Origin of the sequence: Mesorhizobium sp. B2-4-1 (genome assembly GCF_006442185.1) — a bacterium.
Lineage (GTDB): Bacteria > Pseudomonadota > Alphaproteobacteria > Rhizobiales > Rhizobiaceae > Mesorhizobium.
In genome coordinates this window covers 346,376-364,226 of sequence record NZ_VFVN01000002.1, presented here as the reverse complement: position 1 = coordinate 364,226, position 17,851 = coordinate 346,376, and the positions used below count along the sequence as shown (strand labels likewise).

Below are 17,851 nucleotides of genomic sequence, written 5' to 3'. Positions count from 1 at the left end.
TGCTTGGTTCGCGCTTCACCAAGCACTAACCAATCTGGAGCGGCCCCCCGGTGCCTCCAAAAAACGACACCCCGCCGGATGCAGGGCGTCGACGTGGAATTCGTCGGATCAGCTGACGATGCGCAGGTTGGACAGCTCGTTGCCGATCGCCTTGAAATCGTCGGACAGCGTTGCGCCCGTCGAATTCCAGAACAGCTTCATCGGCTTGCTCGGATCGGTCTTGTCCTTGCTGAAGCGGGAATCCGAAGAACAGGCCTTCAGCGCATCCATCTGCGTTTTCTCCGCTGTCTTGGTAGCGTCCAGATCAAGCGCGATGGTCATGACCATGACCCCGGCGGCCTTGGCGTTGTTACACAGGGCGGTGAAATGCTCGTTCATCGCTTTGGTGTAGTTGGCGTTGGAATAATCGTCCTTCGCGACATTGGCGCTGGTCCCCAAGAACATGCGGCCATAGCTGTAGCCGTTGCTGTAGGGGACGACGTAACCGAGAGCCGAATAGATCGCCTTGCTGCCAGCCAGGTCGTTACCGCCAGAACTCCAATTGGTTCCAGAGTAGGTCTGCGCCGTCACCGAGGTCGGCGTATAGTAGGTGTTGGCGCCGTCGGTCAGCACGATCAGTACCTTGTCGTTGCCTCTTTCCGTTTCGGGCCGGCCCTCGGTGAAGGGTGCCGTGCTGGAAAGGGTCCGCCAGCCCCAGGCCATGCCTTCCGGCACGTTGGTGGCGCCGTCGTCGGCCATGGCATCGATGGCGTTTTTGATCAAAGTTGCGCCGGCTGTCGTGGAAACATCGGTTAGTGGCGTGATTGCCGTCGTGCTGCAGCTTGTATTCGGCCCGGCGTCCATGCCGTAGGCCGGCGTGACCTTGTTCACCCAGTCGAAATATTTTGGCATGTAGCGCTGGCGTGCGGCGTCGGACGCGCCTGAACTCACTGGGGCGTCGACATCCCAATTGTTATTGGCTGGCCTTGAAGAGCTATCGACGCGGTCGGTTTCGTCGGGCGCGAACATCGGCACGAAAAGCGTTGCAGGCAGTGTTGTCGATGCAGCTGTGTCCTGGATATTGTATGGATATGGACGCGACTCGACGCAGCCACCCCAACTCGCGACCGGCGCATAGGTGAAGGTCGCGTTCGATGCACAAGTACCGTCCCAATTCTTGAGACTGCACGCTGAAATGCGTTTCATCTGTTTGTAGATCGAGAACCGGGTCAGCGGCTGGTCTTTCTGGCTCGCGTCCCAGCCGGTGCCTTTCGCGTACCAGATGCCGGCAATCTTCTGCGCGTATTTGGTGGACGAAAAGGACGAACTCATGGTCGTCCAGTCGAAATTCTCATGATGGATAGGCGATATGCCGGTCGTGTCCATCCACGCCGCCGAAGCGTTGCCCGCACCGACATTCACCGAGGCGGCAAAGGGAACGAGGCTGAACTGGACCGGCTTGGTGACCTGTCTCATCTGCTGGGCCTGGCCGGCCAACTGGTCGACCAACTGCTTGGCGGCGCTCTTGAGAAGGTCGAACCGCACCTTGTTCGAGCCTTTGCCGAGCTCCTTCATCGAACCGGAATTATCAAGCACCAGCGACACTTCCAGCGTGTTCTTCAGGCGCACTTCGGAGCAGGTGCTGAAGCCGATATCGGTGCTGCCGGCGCTGCCGCCCAGCAGTAGTTTAGCCGTCGGCTCGAAATAGGGTTTGTAGACCAAGGTCGCGCAGAGCTTCAGCGTCCCGCCGCCTGTGTTGTTGTTGGGCAGCGTCACGGCCAGCGTGGTGTTGGCCGGATCGATATGCGCGAGATTGGCTTCGAAGAAATTCTTGGCATAGGCCACGGCGTCGGCGTCGCTGGCGCCGGCAACGATCTGCTGGGCCGTGGCGAAGCCGGCCGCGTCCAAGGCGTTCAAGGCGTTTTGCCTTTGGCCCACCATTTCCGTATAGTCGACGGCGATCGCCACGGCGCCCATCAGCGGCACCATGGCGAGCACGGTCATCAGCGCATAATTGCCACGCCGGTCGCGTCCGAATCTTCGGATCATTGTCACAGCTGCCCCGCCAAATCGATAGTCAGTGGGGACGGTGTCATAAATCGTTAAATTTCAGGTTTCTGGAATATATCCAAGGTCAGGCTGCATTTTCAAAGCTCGTTAACCAACCAGTGAACGGTGGCGGATGCCGGTACAGGCGGGCGAAAGCTGGTGACAGGCTGGGCCGGTTCGGATAATTCCAACCGGCTGCGGCGAACCGTCGGCTGCGGCACCGCAACGATCATGACTGAAGGATACGGCATGGCGGCCTCGCCTGACATCATCGGTTCGCTCGAAGACGTGTCGAAGAACTATTCGGCCATTCTCTGCGATGTCTGGGGCGTGGTGCACAATGGCGAAAGGCATTTTCCCGCGGCTGCGTCGGCGCTGACGGCAGCCCGTACGGCCGGCATTCCCGTCGTCCTGATCACCAATTCGCCGCGCCGCAGCGCCGACGTCGTGGCCCAGATGAACGTCATCGGCGTTCCCCCATCGGCCTACGACCGCGTGGTCACCTCGGGCGACGTGACCCGCGACCTGATCGTGGAAGGCCCGCGAAAGATCTTCCATGTCGGCGCCGAGCGAGACTTGACCCTCTATGACGGGCTCGACGTCGATCTCGTCGAGGAGTTCGAGGCATCCGGCGTCGTCTGCACCGGCCTGTTCGATGACGAAGTGGAGAAGCCCGAAGATTATGCGGAGCTGCTGCGGCGGTTGCGCGCCAGGAACCTGCCTTTCATCTGCGCCAACCCGGATATCATGGTCGAGCGCGGCGAACGCATCATCTGGTGCGCCGGCGCCCTGGCACGCGACTACGCGCAGCTCGGCGGTCGCACGCTGATAGCCGGAAAGCCTTATGCGCCCGTCTATGATGTGGCGATGAGGGAGGTGGCGGAGTTCCTTGGCCGGCCGGTCGAGCGCCGCCAGGTGCTGGCCATCGGCGACGGCATGCTGACCGATATCAAGGGCGCCGCCGACAACGGTTTCGACGTTCTCTATGTCTCAGGCGGCATTCATGCCCGCGACTATGGCGATGCATCGCAACCGGATCCCGCAAGGCTCGCCGCGTTTCTTGACAGGCACGCCTATCATCCAGTGGCCGTCATTCCCAGGCTGCGGTAGATGGCGATGGACGCTTTCCAGCACCTTTCGGCAACCGCTCCGCTGCCCGCCGATTTGCGCGGCGGCGTTGTCGCGATCGGCAATTTCGACGGTGTCCATCGCGGTCATCAGGCGGTGCTCGAACGGGCATTGGCGGAGGCGCGGCGGCGTGGCGTGCCGGCGCTGGTGCTGACTTTCGAACCGCACCCGCGAAAGATATTCAGGCCCGAGATACCGCTGTTCGTGCTGACGCCGCCGCCGATGAAGGCGCGGCTCCTGTCGCTGCTGGGCTTTGCCGCGCTCGTCGAACAGCCTTTCACGCGCGACTTCGCCTCGCTATCGGCGGAAGCCTTCGTGACCGACGTGCTTGAGAGAACGCTTGGCATCACCCATGCCGTGACCGGCTTCGATTTCCATTTCGGCAAGGACCGCCAGGGCGGGCCGGCCTATCTGATGGCGGCTGGCGAGCGCCATGGCTTCGGCGTCACGCTGGTCGATGCATTTCGGGACGAAAGCGCCGAGGTGGTTTCATCGAGCCGCATCCGCGCCTTGCTTTGCGAAGGCGCGGTGGCCGAGGCCGCCGGCCTGCTCGGCTATCGCTTCACGGTGGAGAGCGAAGTCGTGGGCGGCCAGAAACTGGGGCGAACGCTCGGCTTTCCGACCGCCAACATGAGGCTTCCCGCCGAGGCCACCCTCAGGGAAGGCATCTATGCCGTTCGCTTTCGCCGCGCCGACGGAAGGCTGCATGATGGCGTTGCCAGCTTTGGCCGCCGTCCGACCGTCGACGATGATGGCGCGCCGCTTCTGGAAACCTTCGTCTTCGATTTTTCCGGTGACCTCTATGGCGAGATCTGCCAGGTGTCGTTCTTCGGTTACCTGCGCAGCGAGGTGAAGTTCGACGGGCTTGATGCGCTGGTCGCGCAGATGAAGCGCGACGAGGCTGAGGCGAGAGCACTCCTGGCCGGCGTCAAGCCACTTTCGCAACTCGACGCGGCCATGGCTTTTTGAAGCATGGTCCGGTTTTCGGGTTAGATCATGCTCGAATCAGACGTTACTTTTTCAGCGCCAGACCGACGGCGATGAAGGTCCAGCCCTGGAAGATCAGGTCGATTGCCAGGAACAGGCCGAGCACCCATACGCTGTTGACCGGCCAGCCCATGGCTATGATCAATCCTGCGATCGCGCTGATGGCGCCGGCCGCGACGATCCAGCCCCAGCCGCGCTCAGGCCGGTGGCTGTAGCCGACCCAAGCGCGCAGCACGCCGGAAGCGACGAGCGCGACGGCCAGCAGGAAGGTCAGCACCGCCGAGGCCAGCAGCGGGTTGTCGAAGGCGAAAAAGCCCGCGACCGCGTAGAGCAATCCGCTGAGCAGCCAGTAGAAGAAGCGGCCCCACGTCTTGACCCCGAAGGCATGCATGATCTCGATGATGCCGGCCACCAGCATCAGCCACCCCACGACATAGACGGAAGCCACCGTGGCAATGAAGAGGTTGCCGAACGCAATGCCGCCGAGGATCAGCAGCAACACGCCCAGGCCAACAAACCACCCCCACTTTGCTCGCGTCTGTCCGATCGCGTTCTTCAGTGCATCGCCGTGCAAGGTCATGTCGCCACCTCCATCGAGGACCGCCAGCAGGGAATGAAGTTACCCTTGGTGCCGACCCGCGTCCAGCCGACGGCGGCCGGATGGTGAGCAATGCGAGCCGGACGTCTCGACCTTAAATCAAATTTTACCAAAGCCTCTTCAAAGCTGTGACCGAAAGACAGTCGTATCGTGTTAATGGGGTAGTCATGAGTCCGGTCGGGAAAATTTCTGCAGCCTTGGCTACCGTCATGCTGGCTACCTCGGGTGCGGCCGATGCCGGCGAGGGCGCCTTCGGCTGGCTGTCCGGCGATTGGTATCTGACGGTCGGCGCCACCGGCATGGTGGCGCCTAATTTCGAGGGCGGCAAGAAGTACCTGCTCAGCGCCTCGCCGATCATCTCCTTGGGCAAGGCTGGCCCGGCGGCCCGCTTCACCTCACGCAACGACAACATTTCGCTGGCGCTGGTCGATGACGGCGGCGTTCGCGCCGGCCTGACCGGCAAGTTCCTGTTCTCGCGCGACGATGGCGATGCCGACGAGTTGAAGGGCCTCGATCCGGTCCGCTGGGGCGGCGAGGTGGGCGGCTTCTTCGAATTCTATCCGACGGACTGGATACGTGCGCGTGCCGAGCTGCGGCACGGCATCCGCGCCCATAACGGCTTCGTCGCCGACATCGCCGCCGACGCCTTCTACGATGTGACGCCAACCGTCAGGATCTCTGGCGGGCCGCGCGTCTCGTTCGCCTCCGCCAAATATTTCGACGCCTATTACGGCGTCGACGCGCAGGAAGCCGTGGCCTCGGGGTTGAACCAGTATAATCCCGGCGGCGGCCTGAAATCGGTCGGCCTTGGCGGTGCGGTGACGTGGAAGGTGACCGACCCGATGACCGCCAGCCTGTTCGGGGAATATTCACGCCTCGAAGGCCCGGCCGCCGATTCCAGCCTGGTCAAGGAGCGCGGCGACCGCAACCAGTTCATGATCGGCGTATCGACGACCTATCGCTTCGATTTCAAGATGTAGCCGGTACCGGCCTTATTCCAGCAATCGCGTATCGATCTGATGACTTGTGGTGCCGACGATGGCGATGCCTTCGCGTTCCAGCAAGGCGGGATTGAGAATATAGTTTCTGGCGAAGGGAACGATCACGCAAGGAACTTCCATGACTGGATGGCTGGCGGCACTGACAAAATCGCTGCCAATCTCGCGTGTCTTGGCCGGATTGTCTTTCCAGCCCTCGGGCAAATCGGGGACGGCAATGGAGACGCCGTCAGGCACTTCGATTTCCAGGAGCTGGAACGTGGGCGGCAAATCTTCCACGTCGACATGAACGAGAATTTCAAGAAGCGCCGTTGCGGGATGATCCGCGCAGTACACAATGGCGGTGCCCTTGATGTTCCAACGGCCGGAGCTGAGCATGCCGCCCCGGCCGGACAGGTCGGCGAAGTTGGAGATACGCCATAGACGCATCGTCAGGCGAAAATGCCATAATCGATGCGATGCAGTTCCTCTTCCACCAGGGAAGCACCGGTTTCCGACTGCAGGAGCGTGATAGGCGCTTCGTTGAGCACCCGGCTGCGTTTGCGCAACCAACGTTGCGCTTTTTCGTGGTCTCCGAAAACACGATCCGCCATTGTGGAAATGCGCTCGATGCGCATGACGCGATCGGACTCGGCAATACTCAGTTTCTCATTGCGTTCTTTCCTGCGCGCCAAAGTGCGCCGCGATCCTACGATCTTGTAGATTTCGTCATTGCTGAACCCACGGTGGCGGAGTTCTTCCACCTTGGTGAAGCTGACCAGGAATTGCCCCGTTGCGGCATCCCGGACCAAGCCATCCTGCGCACGCTCGACCTTCTCCTTACGGGCGGCCCGTCTGGCAGCCGGCACGTGGACCTTGCGATGCGGATTGGACATGACGCGCCTCCGGTGCCATTTGCCCAAACATATATGCGCAATTGGCACAAGCGGCAAGGCGAGTGCCTTGGAGTTCGGGCTTTCCAAGCTGGCCCACCTCGTTTAAAAGCGCGGCCATGACAGTGGTCTCGCGTTCCGTCGCGATTACGATACGAATTACCAGCCCGGTGTTCCGGACGGCCTGAGAGCTGTCGGAGCCGCCGGGAATCTTGCGCGCGACCCCTCGCGCTTTTTCCAGATCATGATAGTTCAGGCCCGAGCTCCCTTGCCGCCGGGCAATCCACAATGGCAGACCAATGACCGATACAGCTGAAACGATCGACTATTCCAAGACGCTTTACCTGCCGCAGACGGATTTCCCGATGCGTGCCGGTTTGCCCGAGAAGGAGCCGGTGCTGGTCAAGCGCTGGCAGGAGATGGATCTCTACCGCAAGCTGCGCGAGGCCTCCGCCGGTCGCCCGAAATACGTGCTGCATGACGGCCCGCCTTATGCCAACGGCAACATCCATATCGGCCATGCGCTGAACAAGATCCTCAAGGACGTCATCAACCGCTCCTTCCAGATGCGCGGCCGCGACGCCAATTACGTGCCCGGCTGGGACTGCCACGGCCTGCCGATCGAATGGAAGATCGAGGAGCAGTACCGCGCCAAGGGCAAGAACAAGGATGAGGTGCCGGTCAACGAGTTCCGCAAGGAATGCCGGGATTTCGCCGCTCACTGGATCGGCGTTCAGGGGGCGGAATTCCAGCGCCTTGGCGTCATCGGCGACTTCAAGAACCCGTATACGACCATGGCCTTCCACGCCGAGGCGCGTATCGCCGGCGAACTGTTGAAATTCGCCATGTCGGGCCAGCTCTATCGCGGCTCCAAGCCGGTGATGTGGAGTGTCGTCGAGCGCACCGCGCTCGCCGAGGCCGAGATCGAATACCAGGACTACGAGTCGGATACGATCTGGGCGAAGTTCCCGGTCGCCAGTCTGGTGCGCCCCGTGGCTGACGGAGAGGCCGCACTGACCGAGGGCGCTCTCGATCTGCTGCAGGCCCATGTCATCATCTGGACGACGACGCCTTGGACGATCCCCGGCAACCGTGCCGTCAACTATTCGCCGCGCATCGACTACGGTCTCTACGAGGTTACGGCAGCCGAGAACGCCTTCGGCCCGCAGCCGGGCGAAAAGCTGATCTTTGCCGATACGCTGGCCGAAGAGGCTTCGGTCAAGGCCAAAGTCACCTTGAATCGTCTTCGCAGCGTGTCGGCGCAAGAGCTTGGAAGTCTTACGCTTTCGCATCCCTTCAAGGGTCTTGGCGGCGGTTACGAGTTTCCGGTGCCCATGCTTGCCGGCGACCATGTCACCGATGATGCGGGCACCGGGTTCGTTCACACGGCGCCGGGCCATGGTCGCGAGGATTTCGACGCCTGGATGGAGGCGGCCCCGGACCTGCGTGCGCGCGGCGTCGACACCGCGATCCCGTTCACCGTCGACGATGCCGGCTTTTTCACCAAGGACGCGCCGGGCTTCGGTCCGGATCGTGAGGGTGGCGCGGCGCGCGTCCTTGACGACAACGGCAAGAAGGGCAATGCCAACCAAGCGGTCATCGATGAGCTGATCAAGCGCAACGCGTTGTTCGCGCGCGGTCGGCTGAAACACTCCTATCCGCATTCCTGGCGGTCGAAGAAACCGGTCATCTTCCGCAACACGCCGCAATGGTTCGTTTACATGGACAAGGACCTCGGCGACGGCACGACGCTGCGCAGCCGTGCGCTGAAGGCGATCGACGACACCCGTTTCGTGCCGGGGGCGGGGCAGAACCGCATTCGCGCCATGATCGAGGAACGGCCCGACTGGGTGCTGTCGCGCCAGCGCGCCTGGGGCGTGCCGATCGCGGTCTTCGCCGACGCCGACGGCAATGTGCTCCAGGACGAGGCGGTCAACCAGCGCATCATGGACGCTTTCGAGAAAGAAGGCGCCGATGCCTGGTTCGCCGCCGGTGCCAAGGACCGTTTCCTCGGCAATCACGATGCCTCCAGATGGAAGCAGGTGACGGACATCCTCGACGTCTGGTTCGATTCAGGCTCGACCCACGTTTTCACGCTGGAGGATCGTCCCGATCTCAAATGGCCGGCCGACGTTTATCTCGAAGGCTCCGACCAGCATCGCGGCTGGTTCCACTCCTCGTTGCTCGAAAGCTGCGGCACCAGGGGCAGGGCGCCTTACGACACCGTCGTCACCCATGGTTTCACCATGGACGAGGACGGCCGCAAGATGTCGAAGTCACTCGGCAACACCGTCGTCCCGCAGGACGTGATCAAGCAGTCCGGCGCGGACATCCTGCGCCTGTGGGTGGTGACGACCGACTATTGGGAAGACCAGCGCCTCGGCAAGAACGTGCTGCAAACCAACATCGACGCCTACCGCAAGCTGCGCAACACCATCCGCTGGATGCTGGGCACGCTCGCCCACGACGATGGCGAGGAGGTGCCGCTGGAAGGGATGCCGGAGCTGGAACGGCTGATGCTGCATCGCCTCGCCGAACTCGATGAGGTGGTGCGCCAGGGCTACGATGCCTTCGAGTTCAAGCGCATCACCCGTGCGCTCCTCGATTTCATGGTGGTCGAGTTGTCGGCCTTCTATTTCGATATTCGCAAGGACGCGCTCTACTGCGATGCGCCGTCGAGCGCGAAGCGCAAGGCCTCGGTGCAGGTGGTGCGCCACCTTTTCGACTGCCTGGTAAGATGGCTGGCGCCGATGCTGCCCTTCACCATGGAAGAGGCCTGGCTCGACCGCCATCCCGATGCCGTCTCGGTGCATCTCGATCAGTTCCCGGCGATCCCGGAAAACTGGAAGAACGAGGCGCTGGCGGAGAAATGGCGTAAGGTGCGGCAGGTGCGCCGCGTCGTCACCGGTGCGCTGGAAATCGCGCGTGCCCAGAAGGTGATCGGCTCGTCGCTGGAAGCGGTTCCCGTCGTTACCATCGACGATGCGGCGCTCGAAGCCGCGATATCGGATGTCGACATGGCCGAAATGGCGATCACCAGCGATCTCGTCATCGCCCATGGCGAGGCGCAACAAGGCGCCTTCACGCTCGAAGACGTGAAGGGCATCGCCGTGGTGATCGAAAAAGCCGAGGACCGCGGCCTGGTCAAATGCGCGCGGTCGTGGCGTTACACCGCCGATGTCGGGCAGGATCCTGCCTTTCCCGATGTCTCGGCGCGCGACGCCGCCGTGCTGCATGAGCTTAGGGCGCTCGGCCGGCTTTGAAGGCCAGGCATATCGGTGCACAAATGCCACGCCGGTCGGTGCAAATCCGTCCGCGTTGCCCTTAACGAGTGGTTGAGGTAAACACGCGAAACTCCGGAAGACAAATTGTCGCCGGATTTTCGGCGCAAGTGCTTGGACGATGGGGACCGGACCTTGGGGCCGGCGGCGATCGAGAGGCTGTCTAGAGTGGGACTTTTTGGCATGACCGAGAGATTTAATGCGCGCCTCGCGCTGTTGGCGCCGCTTGTCGCATCGGGGCTCGCTCTGTCCGGATGTGTCGGTTCTCCGACCTACGGCACCGACAAGACCGCCGGCGAACAATTGGCCGGCGATCTCACGGGCGCTTTTTCGTTCGCGCCGAAGCGCAAGGAACACATCGATTACAAGCCGCGTCCGACCCTGGTGAAGCCGGCGCCTGGTCAGAAGGAAGCGCTGCCGGCGCCACAGGATAGCATCGAGACCGCAAGCGCCGAATGGCCAGAATCGCCCGAGCAGCGCCGTGCCCGCCTGCGCGCCGACGCCACCGCACACCAGGATGATCCGTCCTACCAGTCGCAGATCGTCGACGACGTGCAGACGGATCCCGCCTCGGTGAAGAAGGCGATGGAGGAATCCGGATCGAGTCACCCGCCGCGTTGGACGCCTGCCGATTCCGACAAGGGCCGCGCCGCCGATATCCAGCGCCGCCTTGCCGAAAGCAAGCAGGGCGATCCGAATACCCGCAAATATCTGAGCGAGCCGCCCCTTGCCTATCGCGTCGCATCCGGCACGGCGCCGCAAAACGAACTCGGCGAAGACGAGTACAAAAAGGAACGCCGCCTGAAGAGAGAGGCGGAAGGCAAGAAGGGCGGCTGGTTCGACTGGCTGCCGTCCCTGTAAAAAGCGGGGCGCATTTGCTTTGCTGACGGGTATCGCACCCCGTTCAGTCGCGGCGTTCCCGAAAGAAATCCTTCAGCAGCAGGGCCGATTCGGCCTCCGCGATGCCCGCATAGATGTCAGGCGTGTGATGGCAGGTCGGCGAAGCGAAGAAGCGCACGCCGTTGACCACCGCGCCGCCCTTTTCGTCCGCGGCGCCAAAGTAGAGCCGGCGCAACCTGGCGAAGGAGATGGCGCCGGCGCACATGGCGCAAGGCTCCAGCGTCACATAGAGATCGTGTCCGGAGAGCCGCTCGCTCGACAGCCTTCGGCAGGCTTCGCGGATGGCCAGCATCTCGGCATGGGCCGTCGGATCGGCAAGCTCCCGGGTGCGGTTGCCGGCACTGGCAATGACCGTGCCGGCGCTGGCGATGACGGCGCCGACCGGCACTTCGCCGCGCGAGGCTGCCGCTTGCGCCTCCTCCAGCGCCAGCGCCATGAAATCGGGCCGCTTCACGCGGGTTTCCATTCCGATTATCTCCTCGCCACTCGACGGTGATCCTGTTATTGAGCGCATAACCTCGAAAATCGGGTACGGTTTTCGGAAATGATCATGCGCCAAATCAAAAATGCTACAGCGTTCGTTGCGCGCCCGAAAGGATGCGCCACGCTGTAGCAGCGCAAACGGACAAAGGCCACATGGACGACAACGACAAGAAATCTCCGCGCCAGAAGGGTCCGGGCAAAAGCGGTCCGAAACCGGCGGGCGCGCGTGGGCGCGATGCCGGCAAAGGCGGCAAGCCGGCCTTCGGCGCCAAGAAACCGTTTGCCAAGCGTGGCGACGGCGGCAAGCCCTTCGAAAAACGCGAAGGGCCGCGCAAGCCCTACGCGCCGCGCGGCGAGCGGCCGATGGCCGCCGATGGCGAACGGCCCCAGAAGCGCGAGTACAAACCGCGCGAGGGCGGGCGCTCGGAGCGGCCGTTCAACAAGGGTCCGCGTCCGCAAGGCAAACCTTATGAGAAGCGCGAAGGGCCGCGCAAGCCCTACGCGCCGCGTGGCGACCGTCCAATGACCGCCGATGGCGAACGGCCCCAGAAGCGTGAGTATAAGCCGCGCGAAGGCGGCGAAGGCGGGCGCTCGGAGCGGCCCTTCAACAAGGGTCCGCGTCCGCAAGGCAAGCCTTATGAAAACCGCGAAGGCCCGCGCAAGCCGTATGCACCGCGCGGCGAGCGGCCAATGGCGGCTGAAGGTGCGACGGGTGAAAGACGCTTCGATCGTCCTAAGCGTGATTTTGCCGATCGGCCCAAGCCCGACTTCTCTGACCGTCCGAAGCGCGATTTCGCAGACCGTCCGAAGCGCGATTTCGCTGCCGACCGGCCGCAAGGCGGTTTCAAGTCCCGTCCGCGTCCTGCGGAGGCGCCCGAGGAAGCCGGCGAGCGGATCGCCAAGCGGCTGGCTCGCGCCGGGCTTGCCTCGCGCCGTGACGCCGAGGAGTTGATCGCGGCCGGCCGCGTCAAGGTCAACGGCCGGGTTCTGTCTTCGCCGGCTTTCAATGTGATGCCGGGCGACATCATCCATCTCGACGGCATGGAGATCCCGCCGATCGAGCGCACTCGGCTGTTCCTGTTCCACAAGCCTGCCGGTGTCGTGACCACCAACCGCGACCCAGAGGGCCGCAAGACCGTCTTCGACGTGCTGCCGGCTGAATTGCCCCGGCTGATGACCATCGGCCGGCTCGACATCAACACCGAAGGCCTGCTGTTGCTGACCAATGATGGCGGCCTGTCTCGCGTGCTCGAACTGCCGGCCACCGGCTGGCTGCGCCGTTACCGGGTGCGCGTCCATGGCAAGGTCGAGGAAAGTGCGCTTGCGGGTTTGCGCGAAGGCATTGCCGTGGACGGCGTTTTCTATGGCGCCATCGAGGCGAGCCTCGATCGCGAGCAAGGCTCGAACGCCTGGCTGACGATCGGCTTGCGCGAGGGCAAAAACCGCGAGGTCAAGAACATTCTCGGCGCGCTCGGCCTCGACGTGACGCGGCTGATCCGCATCTCCTACGGCCCGTTCCAGCTCGACGAGCTCCCCGAAGGCCATGTGCTGGAGATCAAGGGCAAGGTGTTGCGCGATCAGCTCGGCGAACGCCTGATAGAGGAATCCGGTGCCAATTTCGATGCCGAGATAACAAAACCGTTTTCCAACTCGCCGGTGCGGCGGGTCGAGCCGCGCCGCGAGGAGGCCGAGCGGCCGAGATTTTCGCGCGAGGGTGACCACCGGCCGATCGGCGAGGGTGGCCTGATCAAGAACCGTAAGCGCCGCGAAGGCAGCCGTGACGAGGCGCTGGGCAAACTGTCGACCAGCCCCGACAGAGGCGCGAGGCCGGAAAAAAGCTTTGGTGACCGCGGCCCGAGACCCGAACGCGGTAGCTTCGGCGACAAGCCGCGCGGTGGTTTTGGCGGCAAACCGGGCGGCAAGAAATCCGAGCGCGAGCAGCGGCCGATCGAGCCGCCCGGCCAGCGCAAGGCCAATGTCTGGATGGCGCCGGGCGCGCGCCCAATCGGCAAGGGCAGGGCGGAAGCGGACGCTGCCAAAGCCGCTGAGGCCAAGGCCCGCAAGGCGTCTTTCAAGCCGGCCTATGGCAAGCCCGGCGGCCCCAAGCCGTTCGGCAAGCCGCGTGGCGAACGTCCGGGTGGCGGCGGCGAGCGGCCGCGCGGCGGTTTCAAGGGTCCAAGGGCGAAATGAGGATCGTCGGCGGCGAGTTTCGCGGGCGCCCGCTGGCGACGCCCCGCGGCAGCGCCATCCGCCCCACCACTGACCGCACCCGCGAGGCTGTTTTCAATGTGCTGGCGCATCGCTTTGCCGATCGGTTGCAGCGCGCGCGCGTGCTCGACCTGTTCGCAGGCACAGGCGCGCTCGGGCTCGAGGCGCTATCGCGCGGCGCGTCCTATGGCGTCTTCATCGAGGAGTCGGCCGAAGGCCGCGGCCTGATCCGCGACAATGTCGAGGCCTTCGGCCTGACCGGCCGCACCAAGATATTCCGGCGCGACGCGACGGCTCTGGGCGAGGCCGGCACGCTGGCGCCGTTCGACCTCGTTTTCGCCGATCCACCTTACGGCAAGGGTCTTGGCGAACGCGCGCTGAGGTCGGCCAAGCAAGGCGGCTGGCTGCGTCCCGGCGCGCTGTGCGTGGTCGAGGAGGCAGCGGCGGCGCCTTTCGAGCCGGGACCGGGATTTTCAGTTGTCGACGAGCGCCACTATGGCGAGACGCTGATCCGGCTTGTCGAGGCCGCCTGAGTTAAGCTTCATTTGCGGGCGAAGATGGAATGCGAGCCCTCTTCCCAGGGGAGCAGGTCGTGCCATGCCAGTAATCAACAATTCACTTTCACAACATCGGCTCGCCGCCTATCGTCCGTCATGAGAAACCGGAGCCATTGATGACATTTCAGGCTGAATGGCTGCGCAAGACGCTCTTGGCCACATCGCTGGCTTTGGTCATTGCCGGACTGGCCCCGGCGACCTTCGCCGCCGACAAGCGGCCGGCCGAGTTCAAGGTAACGGATTTTCTGCTCGACAATGGCATGGAAGTGGTCGTCATTCCCGACCATCGCTCACCGATCGTCACCCATATGGTGTGGTATAAGGTGGGCAGCGCCGACGAGCCGCCAGGCAAATCCGGCATCGCCCATTTCTTCGAGCATCTGATGTTCAAGGCGACGGCCAATCACGCCGCCGGCGAGTTCGACCGCGCCGTCTCCGACATAGGCGGCTCCAACAATGCCTTCACCTCCTACGACTACACCGCCTTCCACGAGACGGTGGCGCCGTCGGCGCTCGAGCTGATGATGAGCTTCGAGGCCGACCGCATGCGCAAACTCATCCTCACCGACGATGTCATCAAGACCGAGCGCGACGTCATCCTGGAGGAGCGCCGTTCGCGCATCGACAACAGTCCCGAGGCGGTGCTCGAAGAGGAACTCGACGCCACGCTGTGGCAGAACCAGCCCTACCGAATTCCGGTCATTGGCTGGATGCAGGAGATGGAGCAGTTGAACCGCACCGACGCCATCGCCTTCTACAACAAATACTACCAGCCCAACAACGCGGTGCTGATCGTGGCCGGTGACGTCGAGCCCGACACGGTCAAGGCTCTGGCCGAGAAAACCTACGGCAAGATCGCGCGCGGGCCCGACCTGCCGCCGCGCGTCCGCCCGGTCGAGCCGGAGCAGAACACCAGGCGCACGGTGACGCTGTCCGACGCCCGCGTCAGCGTGCCGAATTTCTCCACCCAATGGGTGGTGCCGTCCTACCACACGGCCAAGCCCGGCGAAGCCGAGGCGCTCGACCTGCTGGCGGAAATACTGGGCGGCGGCAACCGCAGCCGGCTCTATCAGGCGCTGGTGGTCAGGCAAGGCATCGCTTCCAACGCCGGGGCCTATTTCCAGGGCACCATGCTGGACGACACCAACTTCACCGTCTATGGCACGCCGCGCGGCGACGCCAGGCTCGTCGATGTCGAGGCGGCCGTCGACGCGGAGGTCGTGCGCATCGCCAGGGAAGGCGTCACCGTCAAGGAGCTGGACAAGGCCAAGGACCGCTATGTCCGCTCGATGGTTTTCGCCCGCGACAAACAGGATTCGATGGCCAATATCTATGGCGCCGAGCTTGCCACCGGCGGCAATGTGCAGGACATCGAGCAATGGCCGGAGCGCATCCGCAACATCACTCCCGGCGAGATCAAGGCCGTCGCCGCGCGCTATCTGGTGCTGGCCCGGTCGACGACCGGCTATCTCTTGCCGCAGCAACAGGCGGGGAATTGATGATGAAGAGCGAGCAACACGGCTCTTTCCCGTCTCCCAAACGGGGAGAAGGGAGGGCACGCGCAGCGCTTGTCACTTTGCTCCTTTCCATCTTCTTCCTGGTCCTGCCGGCGCTTGCCGCCCGCGCCATGGACATCCAGCAGGTCACCTCGCCCAAGGGCGTCACCGCCTGGCTGGTCGAAGACTATTCGGTGCCGATGGTGGCCATCCGTTTCGTCTTTGGGGGCGGCTCGACGCAGGATCCGCCGGGCAAGGAAGGGCTGGCCAATCTGATGACCGGTCTGTTCGACGAAGGCGCAGGCCCTCTGGACAGCGACGCCTTCCAGGTGAAGCTCGACGACGCCGGCGCCGAGATGAGCTTCGAGGAGACCCGCGACGGCATCTACGGTTCCATGCGCATGTTGGCCGAGCAGCGCGACGAGGCGTTCGACCTGCTGCGGCTGGCGGTCAACGAGCCGCGTTTCGACCAGGCGCCGATCGATCGCATCGGCGCTCAGATCCTGTCCGGCATCATCGCCGGAGAGAACGACCCCGACACGATCGCGCAGGACAGATGGGCGCGCGCGCTCTATGGCGATCATCCTTATTCGCGCTCCGATCAGGGCACCAGGCAGAGCATCGCCGCCATCACGCGGGACGATCTGAAGGCGCTGCACAAGGCCGTCTTCGCGCGGAGCGGGCTGCATGTCGCGGTGGTCGGCGCCATCGACCCGGAAACGCTGAAGAAGAAACTGGACATGATGTTCGGCGGGCTGCCGCAGAACCAGGCGCTCGCGCCGGTTGCCGACGTCGAGCCGAATCTGGCGCGGCATATCGAGGTCGACTACGACCTACCGCAGACCTCGCTTCAGCTTGCCTGGCCTGGCGTGAAGCGCAAGGCGGCGGATTTCTTCCCTGCGGTTCTGATGAACGAGATTCTCGGCGGCGGCACCTTCACCTCGCGCCTGTTCCAAGAGGTGCGCGAGAAGCGCGGGCTGGCCTACAGCGTCAATTCCTCGCTCATCAACCAGGACCATGCCGACGCTCTGATCGTCACCACCGGCACACGATCGGACCGGGCCGCCGAAACCCTTGGCATCGTGCGGGACGTGGTCAAGCGGCTTGCCGAGGACGGCCCGACCGACGCGGAACTGGCGGCGACCAAGAAATACATGATCGGCGCCTACGCCATCAACAACCTGGACTCCTCCAGCGCCATCGCCGCGACCCTGGTCGAGCTGCAGCTCGACGACCTCGGCGTCGATTACATTCAGCGCCGCACCGGCCTCATCAACGCAGTGACACTCGACCAGGTCAAGGCCGCGGCGAAGAAGCTTTTGTCGGCCGAGCCGACCATCATGGTCGTCGGACCGCCCTTGGCCGGAGCCAACAAGGGATGAGCCTCACCTTCGGCATCGCCTTTGGCGGCGGCGGCGCGCGCGGTCTGGCGCACATCCATGTCATCGAGGCGCTGGACGAACTGGGCATCAGGCCGGTCGCAATCGCCGGCTCGTCGATCGGCGCCATCATGGGCGCCGGCATGGCCTCCGGCATGACCGGCAAGGACATCCATGATTATGCCCGCTCGATCCTCGGCCGTCGCGCCGAGGTGGCGAGCCGCATGTGGCGGGCGCGGCCCGGCACGATCGCCGAGGCCATGCAGGCCGGCATCCGCGTCAGCCAGTTCAATGTCGAACGCATCCTCAAGGCATTCCTGCCCGAAGCCATTCCCGAAACCTTCGCCGAGCTGAAAATCCCGCTGAAGGTGACGGCGACGGACTATTTCGGCCACAAGCTGGCCGTGTTCGCCGAAGGCGACCTGCATTCGGCGCTAGCGGCTTCAGCGGCCATTCCTGCCGTGTTCCGCCCGGTGATGCGCGACGGCCGGCTGCTGATCGATGGCGGCATCTACAACCCCGTGCCCTTCGACCTGATCGAGGATGATGCCGACATCATCATCGGCGTCGACGTGGTCGGCGCGCCGGAAGAGGCCGACCACAGGCGGCCGACCTCCGTCGACCTGATGTTCGGCGCCACGCAATTGATGATGCAGTCGATCATCGCCAACAAGCTGAAGCAGTGCCAGCCCGACATCCTGATCCGCCCGGCGGTGTCCAAATACCGCGTGCTCGACTTCCTCAAGATCGAGGTCCTGATGACCGAGACGGCGGATATCAAGGACCAGCTGAAGCGCGAGGTGGAGAGGGTGGTGGAGGCTAGGGAAAGTGCTGCCGTCGAGCAAAGACGGGGAAAGCAGACCGGGTGACGCGAGGTCCACACGTTGCCTCACGTCACCGCTATAGCTTTGATCCCGAAAACCAGGCGCCCTCCAG

At 63.6% G+C, this 17,851-nt stretch carries 15 protein-coding genes; 10 read left to right on the top strand and 5 right to left on the bottom strand.

Annotated elements, in window-relative coordinates; translation table 11 throughout:
- Nucleotides 1–108: 108 nt before the first annotated feature.
- Nucleotides 109–2,028, bottom strand: a complete 1,920-nt coding sequence (locus FJ949_RS06385; protein ID WP_140494239.1) for a pilus assembly protein — start codon at nucleotides 2,026–2,028, stop codon at nucleotides 109–111.
- A 249-nt stretch (nucleotides 2,029–2,277) separates the two neighbouring features.
- On the opposite strand from FJ949_RS06385, the gene FJ949_RS06380 reads away from it, so the two are divergent.
- On the top strand, nucleotides 2,278–3,138 hold the full coding sequence (locus tag FJ949_RS06380) for a TIGR01459 family HAD-type hydrolase (RefSeq protein ID WP_140495021.1): 861 nt from the start codon (nucleotides 2,278–2,280) through the stop codon (nucleotides 3,136–3,138).
- Nucleotides 3,139–3,144: 6 nt separating this feature from the next.
- Nucleotides 3,145–4,125: a bifunctional riboflavin kinase/FAD synthetase gene (locus FJ949_RS06375; RefSeq protein WP_140495019.1), complete on the top strand. Its 981-nt coding sequence runs from the start codon at nucleotides 3,145–3,147 to the stop codon at nucleotides 4,123–4,125.
- Between the two features lie 43 nt (nucleotides 4,126–4,168).
- On the opposite strand, the gene FJ949_RS06370 is transcribed toward FJ949_RS06375, so the two are convergent.
- On the bottom strand, nucleotides 4,169–4,723 hold the full coding sequence (locus FJ949_RS06370; RefSeq protein ID WP_140494237.1) for an HdeD family acid-resistance protein: 555 nt from the start codon (nucleotides 4,721–4,723) through the stop codon (nucleotides 4,169–4,171).
- A 227-nt stretch (nucleotides 4,724–4,950) separates the two neighbouring features.
- On the opposite strand from FJ949_RS06370, the gene FJ949_RS06365 reads away from it, so the two are divergent.
- Nucleotides 4,951–5,721: a MipA/OmpV family protein gene (locus FJ949_RS06365; RefSeq protein WP_224519163.1), complete on the top strand. Its 771-nt coding sequence runs from the start codon at nucleotides 4,951–4,953 to the stop codon at nucleotides 5,719–5,721.
- Nucleotides 5,722–5,733: 12 nt separating this feature from the next.
- Here FJ949_RS06365 and FJ949_RS06360 read toward each other — a convergent pair whose 3' ends face one another.
- Together FJ949_RS06360 and FJ949_RS06355 are read right to left on the bottom strand one after the other, a co-directional pair.
- Nucleotides 5,734–6,168, bottom strand: coding sequence for an RES family NAD+ phosphorylase (locus FJ949_RS06360; RefSeq protein ID WP_140494233.1), 435 nt, complete (start codon nucleotides 6,166–6,168; stop codon nucleotides 5,734–5,736).
- 2 nt (nucleotides 6,169–6,170) lie between these two features.
- Entirely contained in the window at nucleotides 6,171–6,614 is a 444-nt protein-coding gene (locus FJ949_RS06355; protein WP_140494231.1) for an antitoxin Xre/MbcA/ParS toxin-binding domain-containing protein, read from the bottom strand.
- A gap of 296 nt (nucleotides 6,615–6,910) precedes the next feature.
- On the opposite strand from FJ949_RS06355, the gene ileS reads away from it, so the two are divergent.
- Together ileS and FJ949_RS06345 are read left to right on the top strand one after the other, a co-directional pair.
- On the top strand, nucleotides 6,911–9,874 hold the full coding sequence (gene ileS, locus FJ949_RS06350) for an isoleucine--tRNA ligase (RefSeq protein ID WP_140494229.1): 2,964 nt from the start codon (nucleotides 6,911–6,913) through the stop codon (nucleotides 9,872–9,874).
- Nucleotides 9,875–10,075: 201 nt separating this feature from the next.
- Nucleotides 10,076–10,753: a hypothetical protein gene (locus FJ949_RS06345; RefSeq protein WP_140494227.1), complete on the top strand. Its 678-nt coding sequence runs from the start codon at nucleotides 10,076–10,078 to the stop codon at nucleotides 10,751–10,753.
- A gap of 43 nt (nucleotides 10,754–10,796) precedes the next feature.
- Here the strand turns inward: FJ949_RS06345 and FJ949_RS06340 are convergent, their stop codons facing one another.
- Nucleotides 10,797–11,246, bottom strand: coding sequence for a nucleoside deaminase (locus FJ949_RS06340; RefSeq protein WP_140495017.1), 450 nt, complete (start codon nucleotides 11,244–11,246; stop codon nucleotides 10,797–10,799).
- A 182-nt stretch (nucleotides 11,247–11,428) separates the two neighbouring features.
- On the opposite strand from FJ949_RS06340, the gene FJ949_RS06335 reads away from it, so the two are divergent.
- The 5 genes from FJ949_RS06335 (at nucleotide 11,429) to FJ949_RS06315 (ending at nucleotide 17,784) form a co-directional block, all read left to right on the top strand.
- A complete protein-coding gene (locus FJ949_RS06335; protein WP_140494225.1) occupies nucleotides 11,429–13,465 on the top strand; it encodes a pseudouridine synthase in 2,037 nt (678 codons plus the stop codon).
- Nucleotides 13,462–14,016 (top strand): 16S rRNA (guanine(966)-N(2))-methyltransferase RsmD, encoded by a 555-nt coding sequence (rsmD, locus tag FJ949_RS06330; RefSeq protein ID WP_140494223.1) that lies wholly within the window; start codon nucleotides 13,462–13,464, stop codon nucleotides 14,014–14,016. Before FJ949_RS06335 ends, rsmD begins: the two co-directional genes overlap by 4 nt.
- A gap of 140 nt (nucleotides 14,017–14,156) precedes the next feature.
- Nucleotides 14,157–15,539 (top strand): pitrilysin family protein, encoded by a 1,383-nt coding sequence (locus FJ949_RS06325; protein ID WP_140494221.1) that lies wholly within the window; start codon nucleotides 14,157–14,159, stop codon nucleotides 15,537–15,539.
- Between the two features lie 2 nt (nucleotides 15,540–15,541).
- Nucleotides 15,542–16,918: a pitrilysin family protein gene (locus FJ949_RS06320; protein WP_181172052.1), complete on the top strand. Its 1,377-nt coding sequence runs from the start codon at nucleotides 15,542–15,544 to the stop codon at nucleotides 16,916–16,918.
- Entirely contained in the window at nucleotides 16,915–17,784 is an 870-nt protein-coding gene (locus FJ949_RS06315; protein WP_140494217.1) for a patatin-like phospholipase family protein, read from the top strand. Before FJ949_RS06320 ends, FJ949_RS06315 begins: the two co-directional genes overlap by 4 nt.
- Nucleotides 17,785–17,851 lie beyond the last annotated feature (67 nt).

Coding starts and splice junctions, on each gene's coding strand:
- FJ949_RS06385 (WP_140494239.1), bottom strand. CDS start 2,028: ATGATCCGAAGATTCGGACGCGACCGGCGTGGCAATTATGCGCTGATG.
- FJ949_RS06380 (WP_140495021.1), top strand. CDS start 2,278: ATGGCGGCCTCGCCTGACATCATCGGTTCGCTCGAAGACGTGTCGAAG.
- FJ949_RS06375 (WP_140495019.1), top strand. CDS start 3,145: ATGGACGCTTTCCAGCACCTTTCGGCAACCGCTCCGCTGCCCGCCGAT.
- FJ949_RS06370 (WP_140494237.1), bottom strand. CDS start 4,723: ATGACCTTGCACGGCGATGCACTGAAGAACGCGATCGGACAGACGCGA.
- FJ949_RS06365 (WP_224519163.1), top strand. CDS start 4,951: ATGCTGGCTACCTCGGGTGCGGCCGATGCCGGCGAGGGCGCCTTCGGC.
- FJ949_RS06360 (WP_140494233.1), bottom strand. CDS start 6,168: ATGCGTCTATGGCGTATCTCCAACTTCGCCGACCTGTCCGGCCGGGGC.
- FJ949_RS06355 (WP_140494231.1), bottom strand. CDS start 6,614: ATGTCCAATCCGCATCGCAAGGTCCACGTGCCGGCTGCCAGACGGGCC.
- ileS (WP_140494229.1), top strand. CDS start 6,911: ATGACCGATACAGCTGAAACGATCGACTATTCCAAGACGCTTTACCTG.
- FJ949_RS06345 (WP_140494227.1), top strand. CDS start 10,076: ATGACCGAGAGATTTAATGCGCGCCTCGCGCTGTTGGCGCCGCTTGTC.
- FJ949_RS06335 (WP_140494225.1), top strand. CDS start 11,429: ATGGACGACAACGACAAGAAATCTCCGCGCCAGAAGGGTCCGGGCAAA.
- rsmD (WP_140494223.1), top strand. CDS start 13,462: ATGAGGATCGTCGGCGGCGAGTTTCGCGGGCGCCCGCTGGCGACGCCC.
- FJ949_RS06325 (WP_140494221.1), top strand. CDS start 14,157: ATGACATTTCAGGCTGAATGGCTGCGCAAGACGCTCTTGGCCACATCG.
- FJ949_RS06320 (WP_181172052.1), top strand. CDS start 15,542: ATGAAGAGCGAGCAACACGGCTCTTTCCCGTCTCCCAAACGGGGAGAA.
- FJ949_RS06315 (WP_140494217.1), top strand. CDS start 16,915: ATGAGCCTCACCTTCGGCATCGCCTTTGGCGGCGGCGGCGCGCGCGGT.